Below are 25508 nucleotides of genomic sequence, written 5' to 3' on the forward strand. Positions count from 1 at the left end.
CCGGGTTGCGTAGGCTTCCCGGGTGAGCGACAACAGCCAGTTCAGGTTCGGTGCCGCAACCGGCGTCGGGTCCATGCCCGGTGGGGACGCCCGGGAGGCCGTCAAGACCGTCACCGGCACCTTCGAGGACTTCCCCTTCCTGCCCGAGCTGCCCGCGCGCGGCCCCGGCGCCGACATGATCGGGCGCACCGCGGGGATGCTCGTCGAGCTCTACGCGCGCGTGGAGCCCAGCGGCTGGCGGCTCGGGGACCGGCCGGGCCGGGACACCCGGCGGGCGAGGTCCTGGCTCGGGGAGGATCTCGACGCCCTGGAGGAGTACACCCAGGGGTACGAGGGTGCGCTGAAGGTGCAGGCGGTGGGGCCGTGGACGCTCGCCGCCGCCCTGGAGCTCAGGAACGGCGAGGCGGCCCTGTCCGACCCCGGCGCCTGCCGGGACCTGGCCGGTTCGCTCGCCGAGGGGCTGCGGCTCCATCTCACCGAGGTGCGCCGGCGCGTTCCCGGCGCCCGGCTCGTCCTCCAGCTCGACGAACCCTCCCTGACCGCCGTCCTGCGCGGGCAGGTGCGCAGCGCCAGCGGCTACCGGACCCACCGCGCCGTCGACCGGCAGATCGTGGAGGCCACCCTCCGGGACGTCCTCGGGGCGCATGCCGAGGGGCCCGTCGTGGTCCACTCGTGCGCTCCGGACGTTCCGCTCGCCCTGCTGCGCCGCGCGGGCGCCGCGGCGGTCTCCCTCGACGTCTCGCTTCTCACCGAGCGTGACGACGAGGCGATCGGGGAGGCGGTCGAGGCGGGCACCAGGCTCCTCGCCGGTGTCGTCCCCGGCACGGACGGCCCGTTGTCAGACCCTGCCGGTAGCGTCATGGGTGTCAGGACGATGTGGCGCAGGCTGGGGCTGCGGCCGGAGCTTCTCGCCGAGGCGGTCACGGTCACCCCGGCGTGCGGACTCGCGGGCGCTTCCCCCGCGTACGCGCGCCAGGCGCTCGCCCACTGCGTCCGGGCGGCGAGATCGCTCGCGGACAACCCAGAGTAACGGGAGGACAACACGGTGGCCGGCGACAAGCAGCAAGCGGAGACAACGGTGCCCGCCGAGGCACGGGAGAAGCACGCGCGGCTCGCGGAGCAGGTCGAGGAGCACCGCTTCCGGTACTACGTCAAAGACGCTCCCGTCATCAGCGACGCCGAGTTCGATCAGCTCCTGCGCTCACTGGAGGCGCTGGAGGAGGAGTACCCGGAGCTGCGCACGCCCGACTCGCCGACCCAGAAGGTCGCCGTGGCGTACGAGACCGGCCTCGCCGAGGTCGAGCACCGCCAGCGGATGCTGTCCCTGGACAACGTCTTCGACGACGAGGGGCTCGCCGCCTGGATGGACCGGGTCGCCAAGGACGTCGGCACCACCGGTCATCACTTCCTGTGCGAGCTCAAGGTCGACGGCCTCGCGGTCAACCTGACCTACGAGGACGGCAGGCTCACCCGCGCGGCCACCCGCGGCGACGGCCGCGTCGGCGAGGACATCACGCCCAACGTGATGACGATCGCCGAGATCCCGCACCGGCTGAACGGCGACCGTGTGCCGAGCCTGGTGGAGATCCGCGGGGAGGTCTACTTCCCGATGGAGGCCTTCCAGGGCCTCAACGCCCGCCGCGTCGAGGCCGGCGAGAAGCCGTACGCCAACCCCCGCAACTCCGCCTCCGGTTCGCTGCGCCAGAAGGACCCCAAGGTCACCGCGACGCTGCCGCTGCACATGGTGGTCCACGGCATCGGCGCCCTGGAGGGGTTCGAGGGCCTGACCCGCCTCTCCGAGGCCTACGAACTGCTCAGGTCCTGGGGCCTGCCCACCTCCCGGCACAACAGGGTCGTCGACGACCTCGACGGCGTCCGCGCGTTCATCGCGCACTACGGCGAGTACCGCCACTCCGTGGAGCACGAGATCGACGGCGTGGTCGTCAAGCTCGACGAGATCCCGCTCCAGGGCCGGCTGGGCTCCACCTCGCGCGCGCCGCGCTGGGCGATCGCGTACAAGTACGCGCCGGAGGAGGTCAACACCAAGCTCGTCAACATCCGGGTGGGCGTGGGCCGGACCGGCCGGGTCACGCCGTACGCGCAGGTCGAGCCGGTCACGGTGGCCGGCTCCGAGGTCGAGTTCGCCACCCTGCACAACCAGGACGTCGTCAAGGCCAAGGGCGTGCTCATCGGCGACACGGTCGTGCTGCGCAAGGCCGGTGACGTCATCCCGGAGATCCTCGGGCCGGTCGTCGACCTGCGCGACGGCAGTGAGCGCGAGTTCGTGATGCCGTCCGAGTGCCCCGAGTGCGGTACGCCGCTCAGGCCGATGAAGGAGGGCGACGTCGATCTGCGCTGCCCCAACGCGCGTGCGTGCCCGGCCCAGTTGCGTGAGCGCCTGTTCTATCTGGCGGGCCGCAAGGCGCTGGACATCGAGCACTTCGGCTATGTCGCCGCGGCCGCCCTCACCAAGCCGCTGGAGCCCGCGGAGCCGCCGTTGAAGGACGAGGGCGACCTGTTCGACCTGACGGTGGAGCAACTGCTCCCCATCAAGGCCTACGTCCTCGACCAGGACAGCGGTCTGCCCAAGCGCGACCCGAAGACCGGCGAGGAGAAGGTCGTCACGGTCTTCGCCAACCAGCAGGGCGAGCCGAAGAAGAACGCGCTGGCGATGCTGGAGAACATCCGGGCAGCCAAGCAGCGCCCGCTCGCCCGCGTCCTCACCGGACTGTCGATCCGTCATGTCGGACCGGTCGCGGCCCAGGCGCTGGCCCGGGAGTTCCGCTCGATCGACCGCATCGAACAGGCCGGCGAGGAGGAGTTGGCGAACACCGAGGGCGTCGGCTCGATCATCGCCGCCTCGCTCAAGGAGTGGTTCGCCGAGGAGTGGCACCAGGAGATCCTGCGCAAGTGGCGCGAGGCCGGCGTCCGCATGGAGGAGGAGAGCTCGGGCGAGGACGAAGGCCCGCGCCCGCTCGAGGGGTTGACGGTCGTGGTGACCGGTACGCTGGAGCAGTTCACCCGCGACGGCGCCAAGGAGGCGCTGCAGACCCGTGGGGCGAAGGTGACCGGTTCGGTGTCGAAGAAGACCTCGTTCGTGGTGGTCGGTGACAACCCCGGTTCGAAGTACGACAAGGCGATGCAACTCAAGGTGCCCGTGCTGAACGAGGACGGTTTCGGCGTCCTTTTGGAGCGCGGACCGGACGCGGCGGCCGAAGTCGCGCTTCCGGCCGACGAGTAGCGGTTGAACTCCGTCCGTTCGGCGCATACCAGATGCATACGGGTGGCCGGGGCGCATTCGGGCAACCGTCGGCGACCGCTGCCCGTGGAAGCCTTCCGCGGCCTACTGTTGAGCTGTGCGCCCGCCGTGCCCAACCGCGGTCGGGGCATCCCCGTGCTCGTCAGGAGTACGTGGAAGGGTTTTTCAGCGCGGTGCCGTCCAGGGGTTGTGGGGCATCGGGCCGCGTGGCGTGGGCAACCGCCGGCTGTGAGAGGGACGGGAATGGAACCGACCGAGAGCGCCGCCCCGCACTCACGGCTGCGCCGGATGGCCGACGCGTGGCGGGGGAGACGGGAGCGGACGCCGGCGCGTCCGCGCGCGACGGAGCACGCCGGACGCGTTGCGGGACAGTACACCGTCGCGCGCGCCCGCGCCTCCGCACACACGGCCGTCGAACGCTTCTCCGGACCGTCCGGCATCGAACCCGAACGGCACCCGTCCCGCTCCGTGTTGCCCCCGTCGATCGTCGCCGCGGCCGTGTCCGTGCTGGGCGTCGGCGTGTACCGGGCGTTCACCGACCAGCACGCGCTCTTCCCGTCCGGCACGGCCGGCTGGTGCCTGGCCCTGCTCACCGGCGTCATCGTCGGTCACCTGGTCATGCTCGGCCGGGCCCGCTGGTGGGGCGGCACCGGCTCCGGCGCCACCCTCACCGTCGCCGTGCTGCTGCTCTACGGCTGGGTGCCCGCCGGCATGGTCAGCCTCACCGTCGTCGTCCTGGTCGCGGCGGCCCGGCGCCACCGCTGGCGGCAGGGCGTGCTGCACGGGGCGGTGGACATCCTCGGCATCGGCGCCGGCGGCCTGGTGCTGGGCGCCTTCGGCCGCGTGCCGACCGTGGAGAGCCCCTGGAACCCGGCCGGCTGGACGACCTCCACCGTGGCCCCGGTCGTGCTGGCGGCGGGGGCCTACCTGCTCGTCACCCGCGGCCTGCTCTGGTTCGTGCACCACTTCCGCGGCCCCGGAGCGCCCGCCGTCGCCCGCACCGCCGTGATCAGACAGGGCCTGGTCGCCGTCGCCCTGCTCGGCATCTCCCCGCTGGTCTGTGTCGTGGCCGTGGCCAAACCCGTCCTGCTGCCGCTGTTCGCCGTCCCGCTCATCGCCCTCGACTCCTCCCTGTGGATAGCCCGCGCCCGGGCCGAGGAGCAGCTCCGCGACCCGCTGACCGGACTGCCCAACCGGCAGTGGCTCCTGGAGCGCATCTGGACCGCCCTGGACGACGCCGAACGCATCGGTGCCCGGTCCGCGCTGATGCTGATCGACCTGGACCGGTTCCGTTCGGTCAACGACACACTCGGTCATCTCGCGGGGGACCGGCTGCTGTTGCAGATCGCCGACCGGCTGCGGCAGGCGCTGCCGCGCGGGGCGGAGGCCGCGCGGCTCGGCGGCGACGAGTTCGCCGTGCTGCTGCCGGTCGCCGACTCCACGACGTCCGCGACCCGGATCGCGCGCGCCCTGGTCACCGTCCTCAGCTCCCCGCTCGACCTCGACGGACTCACCCTGGTCCTGGAGGCCAGCGCGGGAGTCGCCGTCTTCCCCGACCACGCCCAGGACGCCGAAGGCATGCTGCGCCGGGCGGACGTGGCGATGTACCAGGCCAAGCGGGACCGCACGGGCGTGGAGGTCTACGAGTCCAAGCGTGACTCCAACACCCCCGACCGGCTGGGGCTGCTGGGCGATCTGCGCCGGGCCCTCGACGCCCACGAGGTCCGGCTGCACTACCAGCCGAAGGTCCGCTTCGACGGGCAGGTCGCGGGACTGGAGGCGCTGGTCCGCTGGGTGCACCCCGAGCGCGGCAAGGTGCCGCCGGACGAGTTCATAGCGATCGCCGAGTCCTCGGGCCTGATGCCCCATCTGACGGAGTACGTGCTGGAGACCGCGCTCGCGCAGGTCGCCCGGTGGCGGGCCCAGGGTCTGTACGTGCCGGTCGCGGTCAACGTCTCCCCGCGCGATGTGCACATACCCGGGTTCGCCGGTTCGGTGGCCGCGCGGCTGGCCCGGCACGGCGTGCCGGCCGGAGCGCTCCAGCTGGAGATCACCGAGCACGTCCTGCTCGAGGACCCGCAGCGGGCCGCCGACACCCTGCACGCCCTGACCGGGCACGGTGTGAAGATGTCGCTGGACGACTTCGGCACCGGCTACTCCTCGCTGGTGCACCTGCGCCGGCTGCCGGTGAGCGAGCTGAAGATCGACCGCTCGTTCGTGGCCCGGCTGGCGGTCGACACCGAGGACGCCGAGATCGTGCGCTGCACCGTCGACCTCGCGCACTCCCTCGGTCTGCTCGTCGTCGCGGAGGGCGTCGAGGACGACGAGACCTGGGAACGGCTGCGGGACCTCGGCTGCGACGCCGTACAGGGCTGGCTCGTCGCGGCCGCGATGCCGCCGGAGGAGACGACGGCGTGGCTGCGGGCGCGCGGGTCGCGCGGCTGGCAGCGGCCCGCCGCGGCGCTGCCCGCGGCGGCGGCCGACGAGTGACGACCCCTGTCACCCCGGGCGCCGAGCGCTTCGCGTACTTCCGCCACCCCCAGCGCGTACGCCCGGACGCGGCCGCCCCGGAGAGCCTGCCGGAGGCGCTGGACCCGCACGACAGCCACTCCCTGAGCGGTCGCGCCGGGGACGCGCGGCGCTGAACGCCGGCCCCGTGCGGCGCCGTCCGGGAAACCGTTTCACGGCCACCCCGCCCCGCCCCATAGGATTGAGCCAAAGCACACACACTCACCCCAGAGGATCGCTGCATGCCTGGCATCACGCGCGAGGAGGTCGCCCACCTCGCCCGGCTGGCGCGTCTGGAGCTGAAGCCCGAGGAACTAGACCACCTCGCGGGACAGCTCGACGACATCATCGGCGCGGTGGCCCGCGTCAGCGAGGTCGCCGACCAAGACGTACCGCCGACCTCCCACCCGCTGCCGCTGACCAACGTCATGCGCGCGGACGAGGTCCGTCCGTCGCTCACCTCCGAGCAGGCGCTCTCCGGCGCCCCGGCCCAGGAGCAGCAGCGTTTCAAGGTGCCGCAGATCCTGGGTGAGGAGTGAGAGCCGTGACGGACATGAACAGCATCATCAGGCTCACCGCCGCCGAGACCGCCGAGAAGATCGCCTCCGGCGAGCTCACGGCCGTCGAGGTCGCCGAGGCCCACCTGGCCCGGATCGAGGCCGTCGACGAGAAGGTGCACGCCTTCCTGCACGTCGACCGCGAGGGCGCGCTCGCGCAGGCCCGCGCCGTCGACGCGAAGCGGGAGCGCGGCGAGAAGCTCGGCCCGCTGGCCGGCGTGCCGCTCGCGCTCAAGGACATCTTCACCACCGAGGGCGTGCCGACCACGGTCGGCTCCAAGATCCTCGAGGGCTGGATCCCGCCGTACGACGCGACGCTCACCAAGCGGCTGAAGGACGCCGACGTGGTGATCCTCGGCAAGACCAACATGGACGAGTTCGCCATGGGGTCCTCCACCGAGAACAGCGCCTACGGGCCCACCGGCAACCCCTGGGACCTCACCAGGATCCCCGGCGGCTCCGGCGGCGGTTCGAGCGCCGCGCTCGCCTCCTACCAGGCCCCGCTCGCCATCGGCACCGACACCGGCGGCTCCATCCGCCAGCCGGCCGCCGTCACCGGCACGGTCGGCGTGAAGCCGACGTACGGCGCGGTCTCCCGCTACGGCATGGTCGCCTTCTCCTCCTCCCTCGACCAGGGCGGCCCCTGCGCCCGTACGGTCCTGGACGCGGCCCTGCTGCACGAGGTGATCGCCGGGCACGACCCGCTCGACTCCACCTCCATCGACGAGCCGGTCCCGCCGGTCGTCGAGGCCGCCCGCAACGGCAGCGTCGCCGGCATGCGTGTCGGCGTCGTCAAGCAGTTCCGCGGCGAGGGCTACCAGGCCGGCGTCATCCAGCGGTTCGACGAGTCCGTCGAGCTGCTCAAGGAGCTGGGCGCCGAGATCGTCGAGCTGGACTGCCCGTCCTTCGACCTGGCCCTGTCGGCGTACTACCTGATCGCGCCGTCCGAGTGCTCGTCCAACCTGGCCCGCTTCGACGGCCTGCGTTACGGCCTGCGCACCGGCGACGACGGCACGCACTCCGCGGAGGAGGTCACCTCCCTCACCCGTGAGGAGGGCTTCGGTGCCGAGGTCAAGCGCCGGATCATGCTCGGCACGTACGCGCTGAGCTCCGGCTACTACGACGCGTACTACGGCAGCGCCCAGAAGGTCCGCACCCTGATCAAGCGGGACTTCGACAAGGCGTTCGAGCAGGTCGACGTGATCGTCTCCCCGACGACCCCGACCACCGCCTTCGCGATCGGCGAGCGCGCCGACGACCCGATGGCGATGTACCTCGCCGACCTGTGCACCATCCCGACCAACCTGGCGGGCAACGCGGCCATGTCGCTGCCCTGCGGGCTCGCCCCGGAGGACAACCTCCCGGTGGGCCTGCAGATCATCGCCCCGGTGATGAAGGACGACCGGCTGTACAAGGTGGGTGCCGCCGTCGAGGCCGCCTTCGTGGAAAAGTGGGGTCACCCGCTGCTCGAGGAGGCTCCGTCGCTGTGAGTAAGGCACTCGCCAAGGCCAAGGGCTTCAAGAAGTCCAAGTCCGGCACGTACCTGTCCATGGCCACCACCGCGTTCGGCGCGGTCGGTGTCGCCAAGCAGATCAAGAAGGCCCGCGCCGAGCACGACACGCTGCGCCTGATCGACGCCACCGTGTCCGCCGTCGCGATCGTCACCGGCCTCGCCATCCTCTACCGCGAGCTGAAGCGGCTGGGCGACGACGACGTCCTGCTGGGCTGAGAGGGAAGTTTTCACCGTGACCACCACGACCGACCTGGTGTCGTACGAGGACGCGCTGGCGTCGTACGACCCCGTCATGGGCCTTGAGGTCCATGTCGAACTCGGCACCGCCACCAAGATGTTCTGCGGCTGCTCGACCGCGCTCGGCGCCGAGCCGAACACCCAGACCTGCCCGACCTGCCTCGGCATGCCCGGCGCGCTCCCGGTCGTCAACGCGACCGGCGTGGAGTCCGCCATCAAGATCGGCCTCGCGCTGCACTGCGAGATCGCCGAGTGGTGCCGCTTCGCCCGGAAGAACTACTTCTATCCGGACATGCCGAAGAACTTCCAGACCTCCCAGTACGACGAGCCGATCGCCTTCAACGGCTACCTCGACGTGCAGCTCGAGGACGGCGAGACCTTCCGCGTGGAGATCGAGCGCGCCCACATGGAGGAGGACACCGGCAAGTCGACGCACGTCGGCGGTGCCACCGGCCGCATCCACGGCGCGTCCCACTCGCTCCTCGACTACAACCGCGCAGGCATCCCGTTGATCGAGATCGTCACCAAGCCGATCACCGGCGCCGGCGAGCGGGCCCCGGAGGTGGCCAAGGCCTACGTCCGCGAGCTGCGCGAGCTCATCCGGGCCCTCGGCGTGTCCGAGGCCCGGATGGAGATGGGCCAGATGCGCTGCGACGTCAACCTGTCGCTGATGCCCAAGGACGCCGACAAGTTCGGCACCCGCTCCGAGACGAAGAACGTCAACTCGCTGCGGTCCGTGGAGCGCGCGGCCCGCTTCGAGATCCAGCGCCACGCCGCCGTGCTGAACGGCGGCGGCACGGTGATCCAGGAGACCCGCCACTTCCACGAGGACACGGGGTCCACGACCTCCGGCCGCATCAAGGAGGAGGCCGAGGACTACCGGTACTTCCCCGAGCCGGACCTGGTCCCGGTGGCGCCCTCGCGCGAGTGGGTCGAGGAGATCCGCGCCGCGCTGCCGGAGCTGCCGCTGGTGCGCCGCAACCGGCTCCGCGAGGAGTGGGGCGTCTCGGCCACCGAGATGCAGGCCATCCTCAACGCCGGTGCCCTGGACCTCATCGTCGCCACGATCGACGCGGGCGCGGACGCCGCCTCCGCCCGCAAGTGGTGGATGGGCGAGCTGGCGCGTGCCGCCAACGAGTCCGGCAAGGCGCTGGACGAGCTGTCGATCACGCCGGCGCAGGTGGCCCGGGTCACCGAGCTGGTCGCCGGTGGCGAACTGAACGACAAGCTGGCCCGCCAGGTCATCGAGGGCGTCCTCGCCGGCGAGGGCACCCCGGACGAGGTCGTCGACAAGCGCGGCCTGAAGGTGGTCTCCGACGAGGGCGCGCTGACCGCCGCCGTCGACGAGGCCATCGCCGGCAACCCGGGCGTCGCGGACAAGATCCGCGGCGGCAAGGTGGCCGCGGCCGGCGCCCTGGTCGGCGCGGTCATGAAGGCCACCCGCGGCCAGGCCGACGCGGCCCGCGTCAAGGAGCTGATCCTGGAGAAGCTCGGCGTCGAGGGCTGAGCCCGCGAACCGTCTCGGGGGGTGCACCGGTTCCGGTGCACCCCCCGCGTCATGCCCGCGTGGGGTCCGCGGCCCACCCCCCGTCGGTGCCGTCGGACGGAGGCGCTACGCTCGCGCGCCATGAGTGGACGCGCCGATTCCAAAACGCACCCCGAGATATCCGGGGACGACGACATCGAGGCGCCCGGACCGCAGGACCACCCCGAGGGCGATGTCGACGTCGACGTGGGCGAGGGCGAGGGCGAGGGCGATGCGGTGGACGAGGACGGCGCCGGGGCCGCCGGGGGAGACGGTGCCGAGGGCGACGCTGAGGACGAGGACGACGCCGAGGACGAGCTGGAGGACCCCGCTGAGGTCGCGCGCCGTGCCCGGTGGACCGCTGCCGGGACCGGGGCCCTGCTGACGCTCGCCGGACTCGCCGCCTCGCTGCTGCGGCTGTCCGCGGCCTCCGCGCTCGTCCCGGCCGCCTACGCCGCGGGCGCCGCCGTCTGCGCCGTGGCGGCCCTCATCGGCGCCCGGGGACGCACCCGGCGGGCACTGTGGCTGCTGATCGCCGGGACGATGGTGATGGCGCTCGGCGACCAGCTCGACTGACTGTGCGGTGGACCGGCGGTGGACACGCGGTGGATTCACGGCGGCCGTGCGGCGAACGTCCGGCGGGGCGACGGACTTCCTCGGATTGTCCTGTGAATTGGGTCGCACTGATGTGAATCGTCCCACGAACGGGCTAAACGATCATTTTTGCCTGCAAGAGTGGCTTCAGATTGCTCATGCGTTCTTTGCGGGCCGTTCCTATCACGGACGTCTGTTCCCGGTCAAAGATCCACAAATCACCCTGGGAGCACGTTCGTGGCAGCCCTAGCGCGCTGGTGTGTCCGGCACCGCCTCGTCGTCGTACTGCTCTGGCTGCTCGCCTTCGGCGGGATCACCGCGGCCTCCTCGGTCACCGGCTCCGCCTACTCCAACGACTACGAGGTCCCCGGCACCGAGTCGGGACGCGCCACCCAGCTGCTCAAGGAGGGCTTCCCGGGACTCGGCGGCGACAGCGACACCGTCGTCTGGCACACCGCGTCCGGCACGGTGCGCGCCCCGGACGTCGAGCAGACGATGACCCGCACCCTGGACAGGATCGCCGCGCTGCCCGAGGTGGCGTCCGTGACCAGTCCCTACACGGACCAGGGCGTCCAGGATTCCGACCAGATCAGCCACGACGGGCGCACCGCGTACGCCACCGTCACCTTCACCCGCCCGTCCCAGGACATCACCAAGCCCCAGGCCGAGGCCGTGGTCGGAGCGGCCAAGGCGGCCGGCACCGACGGGCTCCAGGTGGAACTCGGCGGCAGCGCGATCAGCCTCACCGCGGCCTCCGGCGACCACACCGCCGAGATCGTCGGCGTGCTCGTCGCCGCCGGGGTGCTGCTCATCGCCTTCGGCTCGCTCGCCGCGGCCGTGCTGCCCATCGCCAGCGCCCTGCTGAGCGTGGGCACCGCGCACGCCGCCATCGGCCTCCTCGGGCACGCCATGACGGTCGCCGACTTCGCGCCCATGCTGGGCATGCTGATCGGACTCGGCGTCGGCATCGACTACGCGCTGTTCATCGTGACCCGGCACCGGCGCGGGCTGAAACGCGGGCTCACTCCCACCGAGGCGGTCACGAACGCCGTCGCCACCACCGGACGCGCCGTCGTCTTCGCGGGCGCCACGGTGTGCATCGCCCTGCTCGGCATGCTCATCCTCAGACTGGGCTTCCTCAACGGCGTGGCGGTCGCCGCCTCCCTGACCGTCGTCCTCACCGTCGCCGCCTCGGTGACCCTGCTGCCCGCGCTGCTGTCCTTCGTCGGCCCGCGCGCCCTCAGCCGCCGCGAACGGCGCCGCCTGGCCGAGCACGGGCCCGAACCCGAGGTGCCCACCGGGTTCGCCGCCCGCTGGTCGGCCTTTGTCGAACGTCACCCCAAGGCGCTCGGCGTCGTGGCCCTCGCCGTCATCACCGTGCTGGCGCTGCCCACGCTCACCCTCCGTCTCGGCACCTCCGACCAGGGCAACGACCCCAGCACCTCGACCACCCGGAAGGCGTACGACCTCGTCGCCGAGGGTTTCGGGCCGGGCGTCAACGGGCCGCTCACCCTGGTGACCCGGGTCGACGGGGCCGAGGGCAGACTCGCCCTGGACAACCTCGACACCACCCTGCGCGCCACCGAGGGCGTCGCCGCGGTGACTCCGGCGACATACAACTCCAGTGGCACCGTGGCCTATCTGACCGTGGTCCCCGACTCCGCGCCGCAGTCCCAGCACACCAGCGACCTCGTCCAGCGGCTGCGCACCGATGTGCTGCCGCGCGCCGAGACCGGCACCGCGCTCGACCTGCACGTCGGAGGGGTCACCGCCGGATACGACGACTTCGCCGGCGTGATCATCGGCAGACTGCCACTGTTCGTCGGCGTGGTGGTCGGCCTCGGCTGCGTCCTGCTGCTGCTCGCCTTCCGGTCCCTCGGCATCCCGCTGAAGGCCGCCGCGATGAACATAGCCGCCGTCGCCGCCGCGTTCGGCGTGGTCGTCACGATCTTCCAGTGGGGCTGGGGCAGCGAGTTCCTCGGCCTCGGCCGAGCGGGACCGATCGAACCCTTCCTGCCCGTGATCATGGTCTCGGTGCTCTTCGGGCTCTCCATGGACTACCAGGTCTTCCTGGTCAGCCGGATGTACGAGGAGTGGCTGGAGACCGGCGACAACCGGCGGGCCGTCCGCGTCGGCCTCGCCGAGACCAGCCGGGTGATCAACTCCGCCGCGGTCATCATGATCTCGGTCTTCCTCGCCTTCGTGCTCAGCGGCGACCGGGTGATCGCCATGTTCGGCATCGCGCTCGCCTCCGCCGTCGCCCTCGACGCCTTCGTGCTGCGCACCCTGCTCGTGCCCGCCCTGATGCACCTGCTCGGCCGCGCCAACTGGTGGCTGCCGCGCCGGCTCGACCGCGTACTGCCCCGGATCAGCATCGAGCCGCCCGAGTGCCGCGCCGCGCACGAGAGGCTCACGGACGTCGTGGGCGAACTGGCGAAGGAGACGCGGCAGGACGTACGCGACACCCCTGCGTGACGGAGCCGAACCGCGTCCCCGGAGCCGTGGCACGCCGGTGCGGTCGGTGCTCGCCCCGAGTGGCGTGAGGCACGCGCGCGAGGGGCGCTGAGACGGCCGGGGCGCCGCCGGCCGGGCCTTACGCCGGTCCCGGCCGGGTCGTGGCCGCCTTACCCTTCCCGCCCGGTGCCTTACGGCCCCGCCGCGGCCCGCCGCACACGCGCCTAAGGCACCCCGTACGGGGAAGATGCGGCACTCTCCCGATGTGGCCGCACCCCCTGGGAGACGACAGTGGAGGCATCGCGGAAAGCGACGCCGAAACCACCGCTCACCAGGGAGACACCGTGTTCCACTACGAACTGCACCAGCTCCGCTCCGCCGAACTCGGCCGCATCGCCGAGCATGACCGCCTGGTCCGTGAGGTCCTGCGCGCCCGCCGTGCCGCCCGCCGCTCGGCCGGTGGACGGACCGCCGAGGCGGAGCCCCATACCCACCGCCCGCACCGGCACCGGTTCACCCGAGCGGCGTGAACACGGGCCGGCGGGATCCCGGCGGCCAGGAAGGTCCCGGCTCCACGGGGGTGGACCGGGGCCTTTCGCCCGCTGTGCGGAAAACAGGTGCCGCGCTGCCGGACCCGCGTGCGATGCTCGGGCATGTGGAGACCAGGTCCGTCAGTCCCGTGTTCGTCGGCCGCGCCGACGAGTTGAGCACGCTGCACGACGCGCTCGCCCGCGCGGCCCGGGGAGAGCCGCAGGCCCTGCTGCTCGGCGGTGAGGCGGGCGTCGGCAAGACCCGCCTGGTCGAGGAGTTCGCCGCCGCTGCCGCTCGCGCCGGCGCCGTCGTGGCACTCGGCGGCTGTGTGGAGATGGGCGCCGACGGACTGCCGTTCGCCCCCTTCTCCGCCGCCCTGCGCGCCCTGCGCCGTGAACTGCCCGGCGAGCTCGCCGCCGCGGCTGCCGGACAGGAGGAGGAACTCGCCCGGCTGCTGCCGGAACTCGGCGAGCCGGCTCCCGCCCGAGGCACCGGCCGGCACGACGAGGAAGGCATGGCCCGCCTCTTCGAACTCACCGCCCGCCTGCTGGAGCGCGTCGCCGCCGACCACACCGTCGTCGTCGCTCTCGAGGACCTGCACTGGGCCGACGCCTCCACCCGGCACCTGCTCGCCTACCTCTTGCGCACCCTGCGCACCGGCCGCCTCGTCGTCCTGACCACCTACCGCTCCGACGACATCCACCGCCGCCACCCGCTACGGCCGTTGCTCGCCGAACTCGACCGGCTCCGCACGGTCCGCCGCCTCGAACTCGCCCGCCTCACCCGGCAGGAAGTGGGGCGGCAGATCGCCGGCATCCTCGCCACCGAGCCGGACCCGGTCCAGGTCGACGAGATCTTCGAACGCTCCGACGGCAACGCCTTCTTCGTCGAGGAACTCGCCGTCGCCGCTCACGAGGGCTGCCGCACAAGTCTCAGCGACTCCCTGCGCGACCTGCTGCTCGTCCGGGTCGAGACGCTGCCCGAGCCCGCCCAGCGGATCGTCAGGATCGCCGCCGAGGGCGGGTCGACCGTCGAGCACCGGCTGCTCGCGGCCGTCGCCCGGCTCGCCGAGGACGACCTCATCGAGGCGCTGCGGGGCGCCGTGAACGCCAACATCCTCATCGCCGCCGCGACCGGGGACGGCTACCGCTTCCGGCACTCCCTGGTACGAGAGGCCGTCGGCGACGACCTGCTGCCCGGCGAGCGCACCCGCCTCAACCGCCGCTACGCCGAAGCCCTGGAGGCCGACCCCACCCTCGTCCCGTCCGACGAGCGGGTCACACGGCTGGCCAGCTACTGGTACCACGCCCACGACCCGGCCAAGGCCCTGCCCGCCGTCCTTGACGCCTCCGTCGCGGCCCGCGCACGCCACGCCTACAGCGAGCAACTGCGGCTGCTGGAAAGGGCGATGGAGCTGTGGGACGCCGCACCGGAAGAGGTGCGGGCCCGGCTGCGGCCCGTCGACTACACCGAGATCTACCCTCCCTGCGGCGGGGATCCGGCGACCACCCCGCTCACCTTCCTCGACCTGATGGCCGAGGCCGCCGTCGCGGGCCGCTTCTGCGGGGAGCGGGACCGCGCCCTGAAGATCATCAAGCGGGCACTGCGCCTCGTGAAGGACGACAACGACCCCCTCCGCGCCGCCTGGTTCTGGATCCAGCGCTCCAAACTGGTCCAGGCGAAGGCCCACGGCGACGGATGGCAGGAACTGGGCACCGCGCAGGACCTCGTGCGCGGGCTGCCTCCGTCCGAGGTGCACGCGGAGGTGCTGGCCAACGTCGCCCAGTGGTCCATGGTCCACGTGCCGGGCCCCGACGCCCTCTCCGCCGCCGAACGGGCCGTGGAGTACGCCCGCATGGTCGGCGCCCGCGAGATCGAGATGACCGCGCGGCTCACCCTGGGCGGCCTCATGGTCCAGGCCGGCGACGTCGAGGCGGGCCTCGCCGAGATGTACGAGGTCAACAGGCGCACGGTCGGCGACTGCATCGCCGCTGTCGCCGGCCGCTCCTACGTCAACCTGCCCTCCGAGCTGGAGTCCGTCGGCCGCTCCCGCGAGGCCGTGCCGCTCATGGAACAGGGCATCGCCTTCACCCGGCGCTTCGGCCTGCTGGACAGCGAGGCCTGGGTGTGGGGCAACCTCGCCGAGTCGCTGTTCACCCTTGGGCGTTGGGAGGAGGCCGCCGAGGCCGCCTCCCGGTCCCGCCGGGTCGGCCAGAGCGCCAAGCCGCGCGGCTTCCGCGCCCGTATCCGTGCCGAACTCGCCCTCGAACGCGGCGACCTGGCCGAAGCCTCCGGTCAACTGGCCGACGCCCTCGACAACTTCGGCGCCCACGACAACGCACCGCAGCACGCCCTGCCGCTCGCCCGCATCGCCGTCGCGGTCGCCGCGGGCGAGGGCCGCCTGCTGGACGCCCGTGCCGAACTCCAGCGCGTCCTGGACGACGGCTTCCCGCCCGGCACCCAGCGCTACGGCTGGCCGCTGCTGCTCACCGCCGCCACGGTGGAGACCCGCGCGGCAGGGCTGCCCGTCGCCGGCCCCGGACGCGCCGAGACCCTGGAGCTGATCCGCGGCGCCGCCAAGTCGCTGACCACCAACGTCCCCGTCTGGCAGGCGTACGAACGCTGGGTGCGCGCCGAACTGCTCCACGCCGAGGGCCGCGGCTGCCCGGAGGAGTGGGCCGGGATCGTCGCCGCCTTCGAGACGCTGGAGCGCCCCTACGACCTCGCCCGCGTCCGCTGCCGTCTCGCCGAGGTCCTGCTCGGCACCGACGAGGACCAGCGGGACCGGGCCACCGAGCTGCTGCGCCTGGCGCACGCCGTCGCCGAGCACCTGCGCGCCCGCCCGCTCGCCGACTCCGTCTCCCTGCTGGCCCGGCGCGCCCGCCTCGCCCTGACCGGCGCCGCGCAGCAATCCTCCGCTTCCGCCGACCCCGTCGAGTCCCTGGGCCTGACCGGCCGGGAACGCGACGTCCTGCGGCTGGTGTCCGCCGGCCGCACCAACCGGCAGATAGCCGAGGAACTGTTCATCTCGCCGAAGACGGCCAGCGTCCACGTTTCGAACATCCTGGCTAAAATGGGTGTTTCGGGCCGCGGAGAGGCGGCGGCACTGGCCCACCGGCTGGGCATGTTTCCGCCGGGGGCCGAAGACCGGCTGGTCGCGGGCTGACGGCGAGGCACCGACCGGGAGGGAAGCCGTGTTCAACGTTTTCGAGGAACTGTTCGCGCCCGGCCGCAAGCACACCCGGGACGAGCAGAACCGGCTGGAGCTGACCCGGGAGGACGTCGGGGACAACGATCCCGGGCGCGGGCCGATCGACCTCGCCTCCGGGAAGGTCGTCGTACGTCCGCCCGAGCCTTCCGCGGAGGAGGCCGAAACCGGCCGGGAGTGAGGGCCGGGGGCGGAGCGGCGGGCGGGGGCCTACTTCACCTCCAGTTCCAGGATCCGGTCGTCGCCCTTCTTCGGACTGCCGCGGCCGTCGGTGTTGCTGGTGATCAGCCAGAGCTTGTCGCCGCCCGCCGAGGCCACCGTGCGCAGACGGCCGTGGGTACCGGTCAGGAAGGCCTCGGGGGCCGCCGAGAGCTCGGTGCCGCGCAGGGGGATGCGCCACAGGCGCTCGCCCTTCAGGCTCGCCATCCAGATGGAACCCCGGGCGTAGGCGATGCCGCTGGGGGAGGCCACGTCCGTGTGCCACTGGGTCAACGGGTTGTGGAACCTCGGATCGTTCGACTTGCCCTCCGCGTCCGGCCAGCCGTAGTTGTCGCCCGGCTTGATCGCGTTCAGCTCGTCCCAGGTGTCCTGGCCGAACTCCGAGGCGAAGAGACGCTGCTTGCCGTCCCAGGCCAGGCCCTGCACATTGCGGTGGCCGTACGAGTACACGGGGGAGTCGGGGAACGGGTTGCCCGGGGCGGGCCGGCCGTCCGGGGTCAGCCGCAGGATCTTGCCGCCCAGGGACTTCCTGTCCTGGGCCAGGCCCCGGTCACCGGTTTCGCCCGTGCCCGCGTAGAGCATCCTGTCGGGGCCGAAGGCGATGCGGCCGCCGTTGTGGATGACCCCCTTGGGGATGCCTTTGAAGATCGTGTCGGGTGCGCCCAGTTGCATACCGGGCGGCTTCTTGTCGTCGTACAGCATCCGGGCGATGCGGTTGTCCGAGGCCGAGGTGAAGTAGGCGTAGATCATGTGGTCGGAGGCGCAGTCCGGGGAGAGCGCCATGCCCAGCAGCCCGCCCTCGCCCTCGGGGGACACCCCGGACACCTTGCCCAGCTCGGTCTTCTGTCCCGTCCTCTCGTCGATCCGCGTGATCGTGGCCCGGTCGCGGGAGGAGACGAGGAGACCACCGCCGGGAAGCGGGGCCAGTCCCCATGGGCTGTTCAGGCCCTCCGCGACCGTGCGCAGGACCTTCACCGATCCCTTGGCCGGCGGCGCGGTCTCCGTGGGGGCCTGCCCGGAGGGCGAGGCCACCGCGGTCGTACGACCGGGCGCCGCGCCGTCCCCACCGGCCGACGAGGCCCCGGAGGAGCAGCCGGCGGTCAGCAGCAGGGCGACTGCCAGCACGCCCGTCACAGCTCGACGTTGCACGATCTTCGTCCCTTCACGCGGCGGCTTCTACCTGTCTTACACCGCGGAGGCCTCCCAGGTTCCCGATCGCCCGAATCCCGCCCGCGGTGGACGGTCCGGGGCCCGGCTCAGTCCCACGAACCCCGGGCCGGTGGCAGACGGCTCAGTTCCGTCAGGTCGCCGGGGGTCAGCCGCAGCCCCGCCGCGTTCGCGTTCTCCGCGACCCAGCGCTCCTGCTTGGCGCCGGGCACCGGGATCACGTGGCGGCCCTGGGCCAGGACCCAGGCCAGGGCCACCTGGGCGGGGGTGACGTCCTTGCCGTGGCGGGCGGCCGTACGCCGCAGGCCGGCCACGATCGGCTGGTTCGCGGCCATCATCGCGGCGGTGAAACGGGGGTGCCGGGCCCGCACGTCGTCCGGCTCGAACCCCTGGCCGGGGGTGAGCGTGCCGGTCAGGAAGCCGTTGCCCAGCGGCATCGCCGCCAGGAAGCCGACCCCGCGCTCCGCGCACCACGGCAGCAGCGCATCCAGCGCCTCCGGCGACCACACCGACAGCTCCGCCTGCACCGCGCTGACCGGGAAGACCTGCTGCACCCGCTCGAGCTGCCGGATCGTTCCGTCGTGCAGCCGCGCACCGGACCGGCGCCGGCCGCGCGCCCCCACCGCGCACAGGCCGAGCGCCCGCACCTTCCCGGCCCGCACGAGCTCCGCCATCGCCCCCCAGGTCTCCTCGACCGGGACCTCGGGATCGGCGCGGTGCAACTGGTAGAGGTCGATCACGTCCGTCTGGAGCCGTCTGAGCGAGGCGTCGCACGCCCGCCGCACATAGCCGGGGCGGCCGTTGGCCACGATGTGCTGGTCGCCCACCAGCAGACCGACCTTCGTCGAGACGAAGGCGTCGGCCCGTCGCTCCTTCAGCACCCGTCCCAGCAGCAGCTCGTTGGTGAACGGGCCGTACATGTCGGCCGTGTCCAGGAGCGTCGAGCCCAGGTCCAGCGCCCGGTGCACGGCCCTGAGCGACTCCGCGCCCCGCTGCCGCGACGTGCTGTACGCCCAGTTCATCGGCATGCACCCGAGTCCGACGGCCCCCACCGCGAGTGCCGCCGCGCCGATCGTCCTGCGCTCCACTTGGCCGTAACCCTCCCTCTCTCGGGGCCCACCAACCTAACCTCTGGCGCCGCATGCCCCTGGCATAGCCTCCTGAGCATGACTGCTGACGTATGGCTGCCCATTCCGCCGGACGAGATCGCGGGGCTTCCGCAGGGGCCCTCCTACCGTTTCTGGGACGGCGCCGAGGAGTTCCCGGCGGACCCCGCCGACTGCGTCTTCTACGTCGTGCCGTACATGAGGCCCGGCGGCGTCGGTCTGCGCCCGATGCCCCGGATGAGTTCCGTACGGGTCGTGCAGACGCTGTCCGCCGGCACCGACCAGGTGGAGCCGGGACTGCGGCACCTGCCGCCGGGTGTCCGGCTCTGCAACGCGCGCGGGGTGCACGAGGCGAGTACCGCCGAGCTCGCCCTGACGCTCGTCCTGGCCTCGCTGCGCGGCGTCCCCGGGTTCGTCCGGGCCCAGGACCGGGGCGAGTGGGGCGGAGGCTTCCACCCCGCCCTCGCCGACAAGAACGTCCTCATCGTCGGGTACGGCTCGATCGGGGCCGCCATCGAGGACCGGCTCGTGCCCTTCGAGGTCGCGCGGGTGGCGCGCGTGGCGCGCTCCGCGCGCACCACGGAGCGCGGTCCGGTGCATCCGCTCACTGATCTTCACGCCCTGCTGCCCCAGGCCGATGTCGTCGTCCTGTCCACGCCCTTGACGGAGTCCACGCGCGCACTGGTGAACGCGGACTTCCTGGCGCGGATGAAGGACGGCGCACTGCTGGTGAATGTCGCGCGCGGCGCCGTGGTCGACACCGAGGCGCTGCTCACCGAGCTGGACAGCGGCCGCCTGACCGCCGCCCTCGACGTCACCGATCCCGAGCCGCTGCCCTCGGACCACCCCCTGTGGCGCGCTCCGGGGGTGCTGATCAGTCCGCACGTCGGCGGCCCCACATCGGCCTTCCGGCCGCGCGCGGAACGCCTTCTGACGGACCAGTTGCGCCGTTTCGTGAACCGGGAGCCGCTCGCCAACGTGGTCCTCACAACGGGCACGGCAAGCGCCTGATCCGCTTCGGGTACGGTGCGCGATCCTCCGAGCGCGTTGCGTACCCGCATCCGTGCTGGTCGTCACGCAGCGTAGAGGAGCTATGTCCCTGAGTGACGAGACTGGTGTATCGTCCCGACAGGGGCTGCGCCGCGCACCGTTCGGCGCCGGGGATGGACATTTCAGACTGCGAGGGGGGCGACGGGCGATGCACGGCCTATGGACGAACGATCCGACGCGGCGGGGACGCCACCGGCGGCCCTGGCGCACGGCCGCGCGCAGACGCGGCCACCGCAGCCACCACACCCATCACCACCACAGGCCCGGCGGCCGCCGGAGGCATGCCCACCCGGCGCACCGGAAGCCGGGGGACCCGGCCGCGCGGACCGGGAGGTCCCGGTGAGCCCGCCACCGCCTGCCATGACCGCGTTCGACGGCGCGCTGCGCACGCCGCCCGCGCCGGGGGTGCTGCTGTCCCGGCCGGCGGCCGTCGACTGCCGTCCGAGACTGGCCCCGCAGCTTCTGCTGGCACTGGTGTGCGCGGGATACGCCATCGGTGCCGCGTGCGGCTGGGGTTCCAGCAAGGTCGCCCTGTTCATGGGTGACTTCGGGCTGAGCGCCGCGGCCGGCACCGCCGCCGTCTCGTGCGCGCTGTACGCCCGCGGCCGCCACGTCCGCTTTCGGACCGCCTGGCTGCTGTTCGCCCTCTCCTCGGCGATGGCGGCGCTGGGCAACTCGGTCTGGGGGTGGTACGAGGTCGTCCTCGGCACGTCCGTCCCCAGTCCCAGCTACGCCGACCTGTTCTTCCTGTGCTTCGCGCCACCCGCGATCGTCGGCCTGCTCGTGCTCGCCAAGCGTCCGGCGAACAGGGCCGGGTGGACGCGCCTGGCGCTGGACTCGTGGCTGATCGGCGGCTCGCTGCTCACGCTCTCCTGGAGCCTGGCACTCGCCCAGGCGGCCAAGTTCGACGGCTCCAGCGTCGCGCACACCGCGCTGTCGCTGGCCTACCCGCTGCTGGACATCGCCCTGGTGTCCATGGTGCTCGCGCTGCACTTCCGGTGTTCCTCGATCAACCGCACCGCCGTGAACACGGCGATCGGCGCGCTCGCCCTGACCGTGCTGTGCGACGCCCTGTTCACCTCGCCGCTGCTGCACAACAGCTACCGCTCGGGGCAACTGCTCGACGCCGGCTGGTTCGCCGGCTCCCTGCTCCTGGCGTACGCCCCCTGGGCGGCGCCCCGCCCCGGAGGACCGGCCGACGAGCGGCTCGGCACGGACCCGTACGAGGCGGAGCCGTCCGAGAGGGATGGGCACCGGCCGGAAGGTCACCCGTCGGACGGGCCAGACCCCGATCCGCGTTCCGCCGCCGGGCACGCGCGCGTGGCCGACGCCTACGGGCACGGCCCCGAGGACCACGCTCGTGTTCCGGACGACCATGTGCCCGGCCGGCAGCCCGGCGCCGCTCGTCCCATGCCCGGCGGACCGCCCGCACCGGGCGCGGACGACGACCGGTATCCGGCCGGCCGGCCCGTCGCCGGGTCCCTCGCCGCCCTCACCCCGTACCTCGCCGCGGCCGTGTGCACGCTGGGGGTCCTGTACAACGCGCTCATCGGCCACAGCGTCGACCGCGTGGTGCTGATCACCTCCGGCGCCGTCGTGCTGGTGCTCGTGGTGCGCCAGGGCATCGTGCTGCGCGACAACATCGTGCTCGCCCAGGAGCTCGCCCAGCAGGAGAACCACTTCCGCTCCCTGGTGCAGGGCTCCAGCGACGTCATCATGATCGCCACGCCGTACGGCATCCTGCGGTACGTCTCCCCGGCCGCCGCCGGGGTGTACGGGCGGCCGGCGGAGGACCTGGTCGGCACCGAACTCGCCGGGCTCATCCACCCCGAGGACCTGGGCTCCGTGGTGCACGAGGTGCGCCGCTTCCTGGCCGCCAGCCCGGTCGGGGAGCCCACCGCGCGCATCGAGTGCCGCTTCCGGTCCGGCGACGGCGGCTGGCTCAACGTGGAGTCGACCATCAACCGCCACCACGGCGGCCTCATCTTCAACAGCAGGGACGTGACCGAGAGAGTGCGCCTCCAGGCGCAGCTCCAGCACAACGCCGAGCACGACCCCCTCACCGACCTGCCCAACCGCGCGCTGTTCACCAGGCGCGTCCAGCAGGCCCTGTCCGGCCGCCGCTCGACCGACCACGGCACGGCCGTGCTCTTCATCGACCTCGACGGCTTCAAGGGCGTCAACGACACCATCGGGCACCAGGCCGGGGACGAGCTGCTCGTCCAGGCCGCCCGCAGACTCCACGAGGCGGTACGGCACGGGGACACCGCGTCCAGACTGGGCGGCGACGAGTTCGCGGCCCTGATCGTCGGGGACGGCACTCGCGACCGCACCGCCCGCGAACGGCACATCCTGGAGCTCGCCGACCGCCTCAGGCTGACGCTGTCGCAGCCGTACGCCATCGACGGCAACGATGTCCGCGTGGCCGCGTCCATCGGGGTGGCCTTCGCCGAACCCGGCCTCGGCGCAGGGGAATTGCTGCGCAACGCCGACCTCGCCATGTACCGAGCCAAGGCTGCGGGCAAGGGCCGGGTCGAGCTGTACAAGCCGCAGATGCAGCAGGACGTCGTCCGCAGGGCGGAGCTGGCCACCCGGCTCAGAAACGCCCTGCACGAGGGCGAGTTCACCCTGCTGCACCAGCCGGTGGTCCGCCTGGACGACGGCCGGATCACCTCGGTCGCCGCCCAGGCGCGCTGGCGGTCCTCGCAGGGCGTGCTCTTCACCCCCGCCGAGTTCCTGCGGGTGGCCGAGGACAGCGACCGGACGGCCGAACTGGGCCGCTGGTTGCTGGAGGAGGCCGTGGCGCAGGCCGCCGAGCGTGCCGCCGCGACCGGTCCGGGCGTGTCCGTTGTGGTCCGGATGGGCGCCCGCCGTCTGGTGGACCGCTCGCTGCCGCCCGGAACCGTCGAGGCCCTGCTCACCCGGCACGGGCTGCCGTCCGGTGCCCTGGTGATCGAGCTGTCCGACACCGACCCGCGGGTGCCGCTGGACGAGCTGGAGCGGCGCCTGGCCGCCCTGCGGCGGCTCGGTGTGCGCATCGCGCTGGACGGCTTCGGCAGCGGCCACGGGGCGGTCACGGCCCTCAGAAGGCTCCCCGTCGACGTGCTGAAGCTCGACCGCAGCCTGGTCGAGGGCGTCGTCGAGTCCGCCCGGCTGCACAAGATCACCAGTGGTCTGCTCCGGATCGCCGGCGACCTCGGGCTCCGCTCCGTGGCCGACGGCGTGGACCTGCCGGAGCAGGCCGTGGCCCTGCGCGCGATGGGGTGCACCCATGGTCAGGGCATGGTGTTCTCCGGCCCGCTGGACGAGTACCGGCTGCGCCGGGCCCTCACCCTGGGCCACTACCAGGTGCCCCACGGTCCGGCCGAGCCGGTTTTCGCCGGAGGGAGCACCGGCGCCTACACGGCGGCGGGAGTGCCCGTCGTCTTCGGAGGCGGGACGGCCCTGCGCTCACATAATGAGACTCCCGTCCCACCCACTTGACACCGGGTGCGTGCCGGAGGGAGGGTCATTTCCATGCGCACCCGAATTCTCGTACTTGGACAGCGCGTCGGCTGAGCTGGGAATCACCGGACGACGATCCGGAACCCAGCGACCACACCGGCGCGCTTCCCCTCGCTTGCCTTGCGGCACGAGGGGTTTTTTGTTGCACGAGCACCTGGCGTGCGGCACCCGAACTCCGCCCAAACCTCGCAAAAACCCTCAGCATCGAGAAGAGAATGCCGATGACCGAGCAGGCCACCGGGGCCCCTCATCCGCAGCCGCGGCCCCGATCCGGAGGACACCCGTCGGCGCCCGAGCACGTCACGGGTGCGAAGTCCCTCATTCGCTCTCTCGAGGAGGTCGGGGTCGACACCGTATTCGGCATTCCCGGCGGCACGATCCTTCCCGCATACGACCCGATGATGGACTCCAAGCGGGTGCGCCACGTGCTCGTCCGTCACGAACAGGGTGCGGGCCACGCGGCCACCGGCTACGCACAGGCGACCGGCAAGGTCGGCGTCTGCATGGCCACGTCGGGCCCCGGTGCCACCAACCTGGTGACGCCGATCGCCGACGCGAACATGGACTCGGTGCCGCTGGTCGCGATCACCGGCCAGGTCGTCTCCAAGGCGATCGGCACGGACGCCTTCCAGGAGGCGGACATCGTCGGCATCACGATGCCGATCACCAAGCACAGCTTCCTGGTCACCAAGGCCGAGGACATCCCGAAGACGATCGCGGAGGCGTTCCACATCGCCTCGACCGGTCGCCCAGGTCCGGTCCTCGTCGACATTCCGAAGGACGTGCTGCAGACGCAGACGACGTTCTCCTGGCCGCCCGTCATGGACCTGCCCGGCTACCGCCCGGTCACCAAGCCGCACGCCAAGCAGATCCGCGAGGCGGCCAAGCTCATCACCTCCGCGCGGCGGCCCGTGCTCTACGTCGGCGGCGGCGTCATCAAGGCCGGCGCCACCGCCGAGCTGAAGGTCCTCGCGGAACTCACCGGAGCGCCCGTCACCACCACCCTGATGGCGCTCGGCGCATTCCCCGACAGCCACCCGCTGCACGTGGGAATGCCGGGCATGCACGGTGCGGTCACCGCCGTCACCGCGCTGCAGAAGGCCGACCTGATCGTCGCCCTCGGAGCCCGCTTCGACGACCGCGTCACCGGCAAGCTGGACAGCTTCGCCCCGTACGCCAAGATCGTCCACGCCGACATCGACCCGGCCGAGATCGGCAAGAACCGCGCCGCCGACGTGCCGATCGTCGGAGATGCCCGCGAGGTCCTGGCCGACCTGATCCAGGCCGTCCAGAAGGAGCACAGCGAGGGCCACCGCGGCGACTACACCGCCTGGTGGAACGACCTCGGCCGCTGGCGCGACACCTACCCGCTCGGCTACGAGCAGCCCGGGGACGGCTCGCTCTCCCCGCAGCAGGTCATCGAGCGTATCGGGCAACTCGCACCCGAGGGCACGGTCTTCGCCGCGGGCGTCGGCCAGCACCAGATGTGGGCCGCGCACTTCATCCAGTACGACAAGCCCGCCACCTGGCTGAACTCCGGCGGCGCCGGAACCATGGGGTACGCCGTCCCGGCCGCGATGGGCGCAAAGGCCGGCCAGCCGCAGAAGACCGTCTGGGCGATCGACGGCGACGGCTGCTTCCAGATGACCAACCAGGAACTCACCACCTGCGCGCTGAACAACATCCCGATCAAGGTCGCCGTCATCAACAACGGCGCCCTCGGGATGGTCCGCCAGTGGCAGACCCTGTTCTACAACCAGCGGTACTCCAACACGGTGCTGCACTCCGGCCCGGGCGACGTCAACCCGGAGGCCAGGGGCACCCGTGTCCCCGACTTCGTGAAGCTGTCGGAGGCCATGGGCTGCTACGCCATCCGCTGCGAGTCCCCGGAGGACCTCGACAAGGTCATCGAGGAGGCGAACTCGATCAACGACCGCCCGGTCGTCGTCGACTTCATCGTCCACGAGGACGCGATGGTCTGGCCGATGGTCGCGGCCGGCACTTCCAACGACGAGATCCTGGCCGCCCGGGACGTCCGTCCCGACTTCGGCGACAACGACGGCGACTGACAGAGAG

The 25508-nt window shown here is 72.2% G+C and carries 18 protein-coding genes; 16 read left to right on the top strand and 2 right to left on the bottom strand.

Going from position 1 to position 25508, the window contains the following annotated elements; all coding sequences use genetic code 11:
• Positions 1-22 precede the first annotated feature (22 nt).
• From OIE49_RS24920 to OIE49_RS24980, 13 genes are all read left to right on the top strand, one after another.
• Positions 23-1030 carry a methionine synthase gene (locus tag OIE49_RS24920; protein ID WP_326804218.1) on the top strand — a complete coding sequence of 336 codons (1008 nt, stop codon included), beginning with the start codon at positions 23-25 and terminating at the stop codon, positions 1028-1030.
• Positions 1031-1045: 15 nt separating this feature from the next.
• A complete protein-coding gene (ligA, locus tag OIE49_RS24925) occupies positions 1046-3241 on the top strand; it encodes an NAD-dependent DNA ligase LigA (protein ID WP_326804219.1) in 2196 nt (731 codons plus the stop codon).
• A gap of 261 nt (positions 3242-3502) precedes the next feature.
• Positions 3503-5749, top strand: a complete 2247-nt coding sequence (locus tag OIE49_RS24930) for a putative bifunctional diguanylate cyclase/phosphodiesterase (RefSeq protein WP_326804220.1) — start codon at positions 3503-3505, stop codon at positions 5747-5749.
• Positions 5746-5904 carry a hypothetical protein gene (locus tag OIE49_RS24935; RefSeq protein ID WP_326804221.1) on the top strand — a complete coding sequence of 53 codons (159 nt, stop codon included), beginning with the start codon at positions 5746-5748 and terminating at the stop codon, positions 5902-5904. Before OIE49_RS24930 ends, OIE49_RS24935 begins: the two co-directional genes overlap by 4 nt.
• A gap of 105 nt (positions 5905-6009) precedes the next feature.
• Positions 6010-6306: an Asp-tRNA(Asn)/Glu-tRNA(Gln) amidotransferase subunit GatC gene (gene gatC, locus OIE49_RS24940; protein ID WP_100572135.1), complete on the top strand. Its 297-nt coding sequence runs from the start codon at positions 6010-6012 to the stop codon at positions 6304-6306.
• A gap of 5 nt (positions 6307-6311) precedes the next feature.
• A complete protein-coding gene (gene gatA / locus OIE49_RS24945) occupies positions 6312-7814 on the top strand; it encodes an Asp-tRNA(Asn)/Glu-tRNA(Gln) amidotransferase subunit GatA (RefSeq protein ID WP_326804222.1) in 1503 nt (500 codons plus the stop codon).
• Complete coding sequence (locus OIE49_RS24950; RefSeq protein ID WP_100572134.1) at positions 7811-8053, top strand: hypothetical protein; 243 nt, start codon at positions 7811-7813, stop codon at positions 8051-8053. Before gatA ends, OIE49_RS24950 begins: the two co-directional genes overlap by 4 nt.
• 16 nt (positions 8054-8069) lie before the next feature.
• Positions 8070-9581 (top strand): Asp-tRNA(Asn)/Glu-tRNA(Gln) amidotransferase subunit GatB, encoded by a 1512-nt coding sequence (gatB, locus tag OIE49_RS24955; protein WP_100572133.1) that lies wholly within the window; start codon positions 8070-8072, stop codon positions 9579-9581.
• A gap of 336 nt (positions 9582-9917) precedes the next feature.
• A complete protein-coding gene (locus OIE49_RS24960; RefSeq protein WP_326806324.1) occupies positions 9918-10175 on the top strand; it encodes a hypothetical protein in 258 nt (85 codons plus the stop codon).
• 255 nt (positions 10176-10430) lie between these two features.
• The gene (locus OIE49_RS24965; protein ID WP_326804223.1) at positions 10431-12668 is read left to right on the top strand and encodes an MMPL family transporter; all 2238 of its coding nucleotides are present in this window, start codon (positions 10431-10433) and stop codon (positions 12666-12668) included.
• 323 nt (positions 12669-12991) lie between these two features.
• The gene (locus OIE49_RS24970) at positions 12992-13177 is read left to right on the top strand and encodes a hypothetical protein (protein WP_326804224.1); all 186 of its coding nucleotides are present in this window, start codon (positions 12992-12994) and stop codon (positions 13175-13177) included.
• A gap of 113 nt (positions 13178-13290) precedes the next feature.
• Positions 13291-16344, top strand: coding sequence for a helix-turn-helix transcriptional regulator (locus OIE49_RS24975; RefSeq protein ID WP_326804225.1), 3054 nt, complete (start codon positions 13291-13293; stop codon positions 16342-16344).
• 28 nt (positions 16345-16372) lie between these two features.
• Positions 16373-16567, top strand: coding sequence for a DUF6191 domain-containing protein (locus OIE49_RS24980; RefSeq protein WP_326804226.1), 195 nt, complete (start codon positions 16373-16375; stop codon positions 16565-16567).
• 29 nt (positions 16568-16596) lie between these two features.
• On the opposite strand, the gene OIE49_RS24985 is transcribed toward OIE49_RS24980, so the two are convergent.
• Together OIE49_RS24985 and OIE49_RS24990 are read right to left on the bottom strand one after the other, a co-directional pair.
• The gene (locus tag OIE49_RS24985; RefSeq protein WP_326804227.1) at positions 16597-17754 is read right to left on the bottom strand and encodes a PQQ-dependent sugar dehydrogenase; all 1158 of its coding nucleotides are present in this window, start codon (positions 17752-17754) and stop codon (positions 16597-16599) included.
• A 107-nt stretch (positions 17755-17861) separates the two neighbouring features.
• On the bottom strand, positions 17862-18860 hold the full coding sequence (locus tag OIE49_RS24990) for an aldo/keto reductase (RefSeq protein WP_326804228.1): 999 nt from the start codon (positions 18858-18860) through the stop codon (positions 17862-17864).
• 78 nt (positions 18861-18938) lie between these two features.
• On the opposite strand from OIE49_RS24990, the gene OIE49_RS24995 reads away from it, so the two are divergent.
• The 3 genes from OIE49_RS24995 (at position 18939) to OIE49_RS25005 (ending at position 25501) form a co-directional block, all read left to right on the top strand.
• Complete coding sequence (locus OIE49_RS24995) at positions 18939-19889, top strand: 2-hydroxyacid dehydrogenase (RefSeq protein ID WP_326804229.1); 951 nt, start codon at positions 18939-18941, stop codon at positions 19887-19889.
• Between the two features lie 378 nt (positions 19890-20267).
• Positions 20268-23411: a putative bifunctional diguanylate cyclase/phosphodiesterase gene (locus tag OIE49_RS25000; protein ID WP_401740050.1), complete on the top strand. Its 3144-nt coding sequence runs from the start codon at positions 20268-20270 to the stop codon at positions 23409-23411.
• Between the two features lie 242 nt (positions 23412-23653).
• Positions 23654-25501, top strand: a complete 1848-nt coding sequence (locus OIE49_RS25005) for an acetolactate synthase large subunit (RefSeq protein ID WP_100572123.1) — start codon at positions 23654-23656, stop codon at positions 25499-25501.
• Positions 25502-25508: the final 7 nt, after the last annotated feature.

The organism is Streptomyces sp. NBC_01788, from assembly GCF_035917575.1.
Classification (GTDB): domain Bacteria; phylum Actinomycetota; class Actinomycetes; order Streptomycetales; family Streptomycetaceae; genus Streptomyces.

Excerpts from the sequence above, each read along its gene's own strand:
- OIE49_RS24975 (WP_326804225.1), top strand. The coding sequence starts at position 13,291 with ATGCTCGGGCATGTGGAGACCAGGTCCGTCAGTCCCGTGTTCGTCGGC.
- gatC (WP_100572135.1), top strand. The coding sequence starts at position 6,010 with ATGCCTGGCATCACGCGCGAGGAGGTCGCCCACCTCGCCCGGCTGGCG.
- OIE49_RS24930 (WP_326804220.1), top strand. The coding sequence starts at position 3,503 with ATGGAACCGACCGAGAGCGCCGCCCCGCACTCACGGCTGCGCCGGATG.
- OIE49_RS25005 (WP_100572123.1), top strand. The coding sequence starts at position 23,654 with ATGACCGAGCAGGCCACCGGGGCCCCTCATCCGCAGCCGCGGCCCCGA.
- OIE49_RS24995 (WP_326804229.1), top strand. The coding sequence starts at position 18,939 with ATGACTGCTGACGTATGGCTGCCCATTCCGCCGGACGAGATCGCGGGG.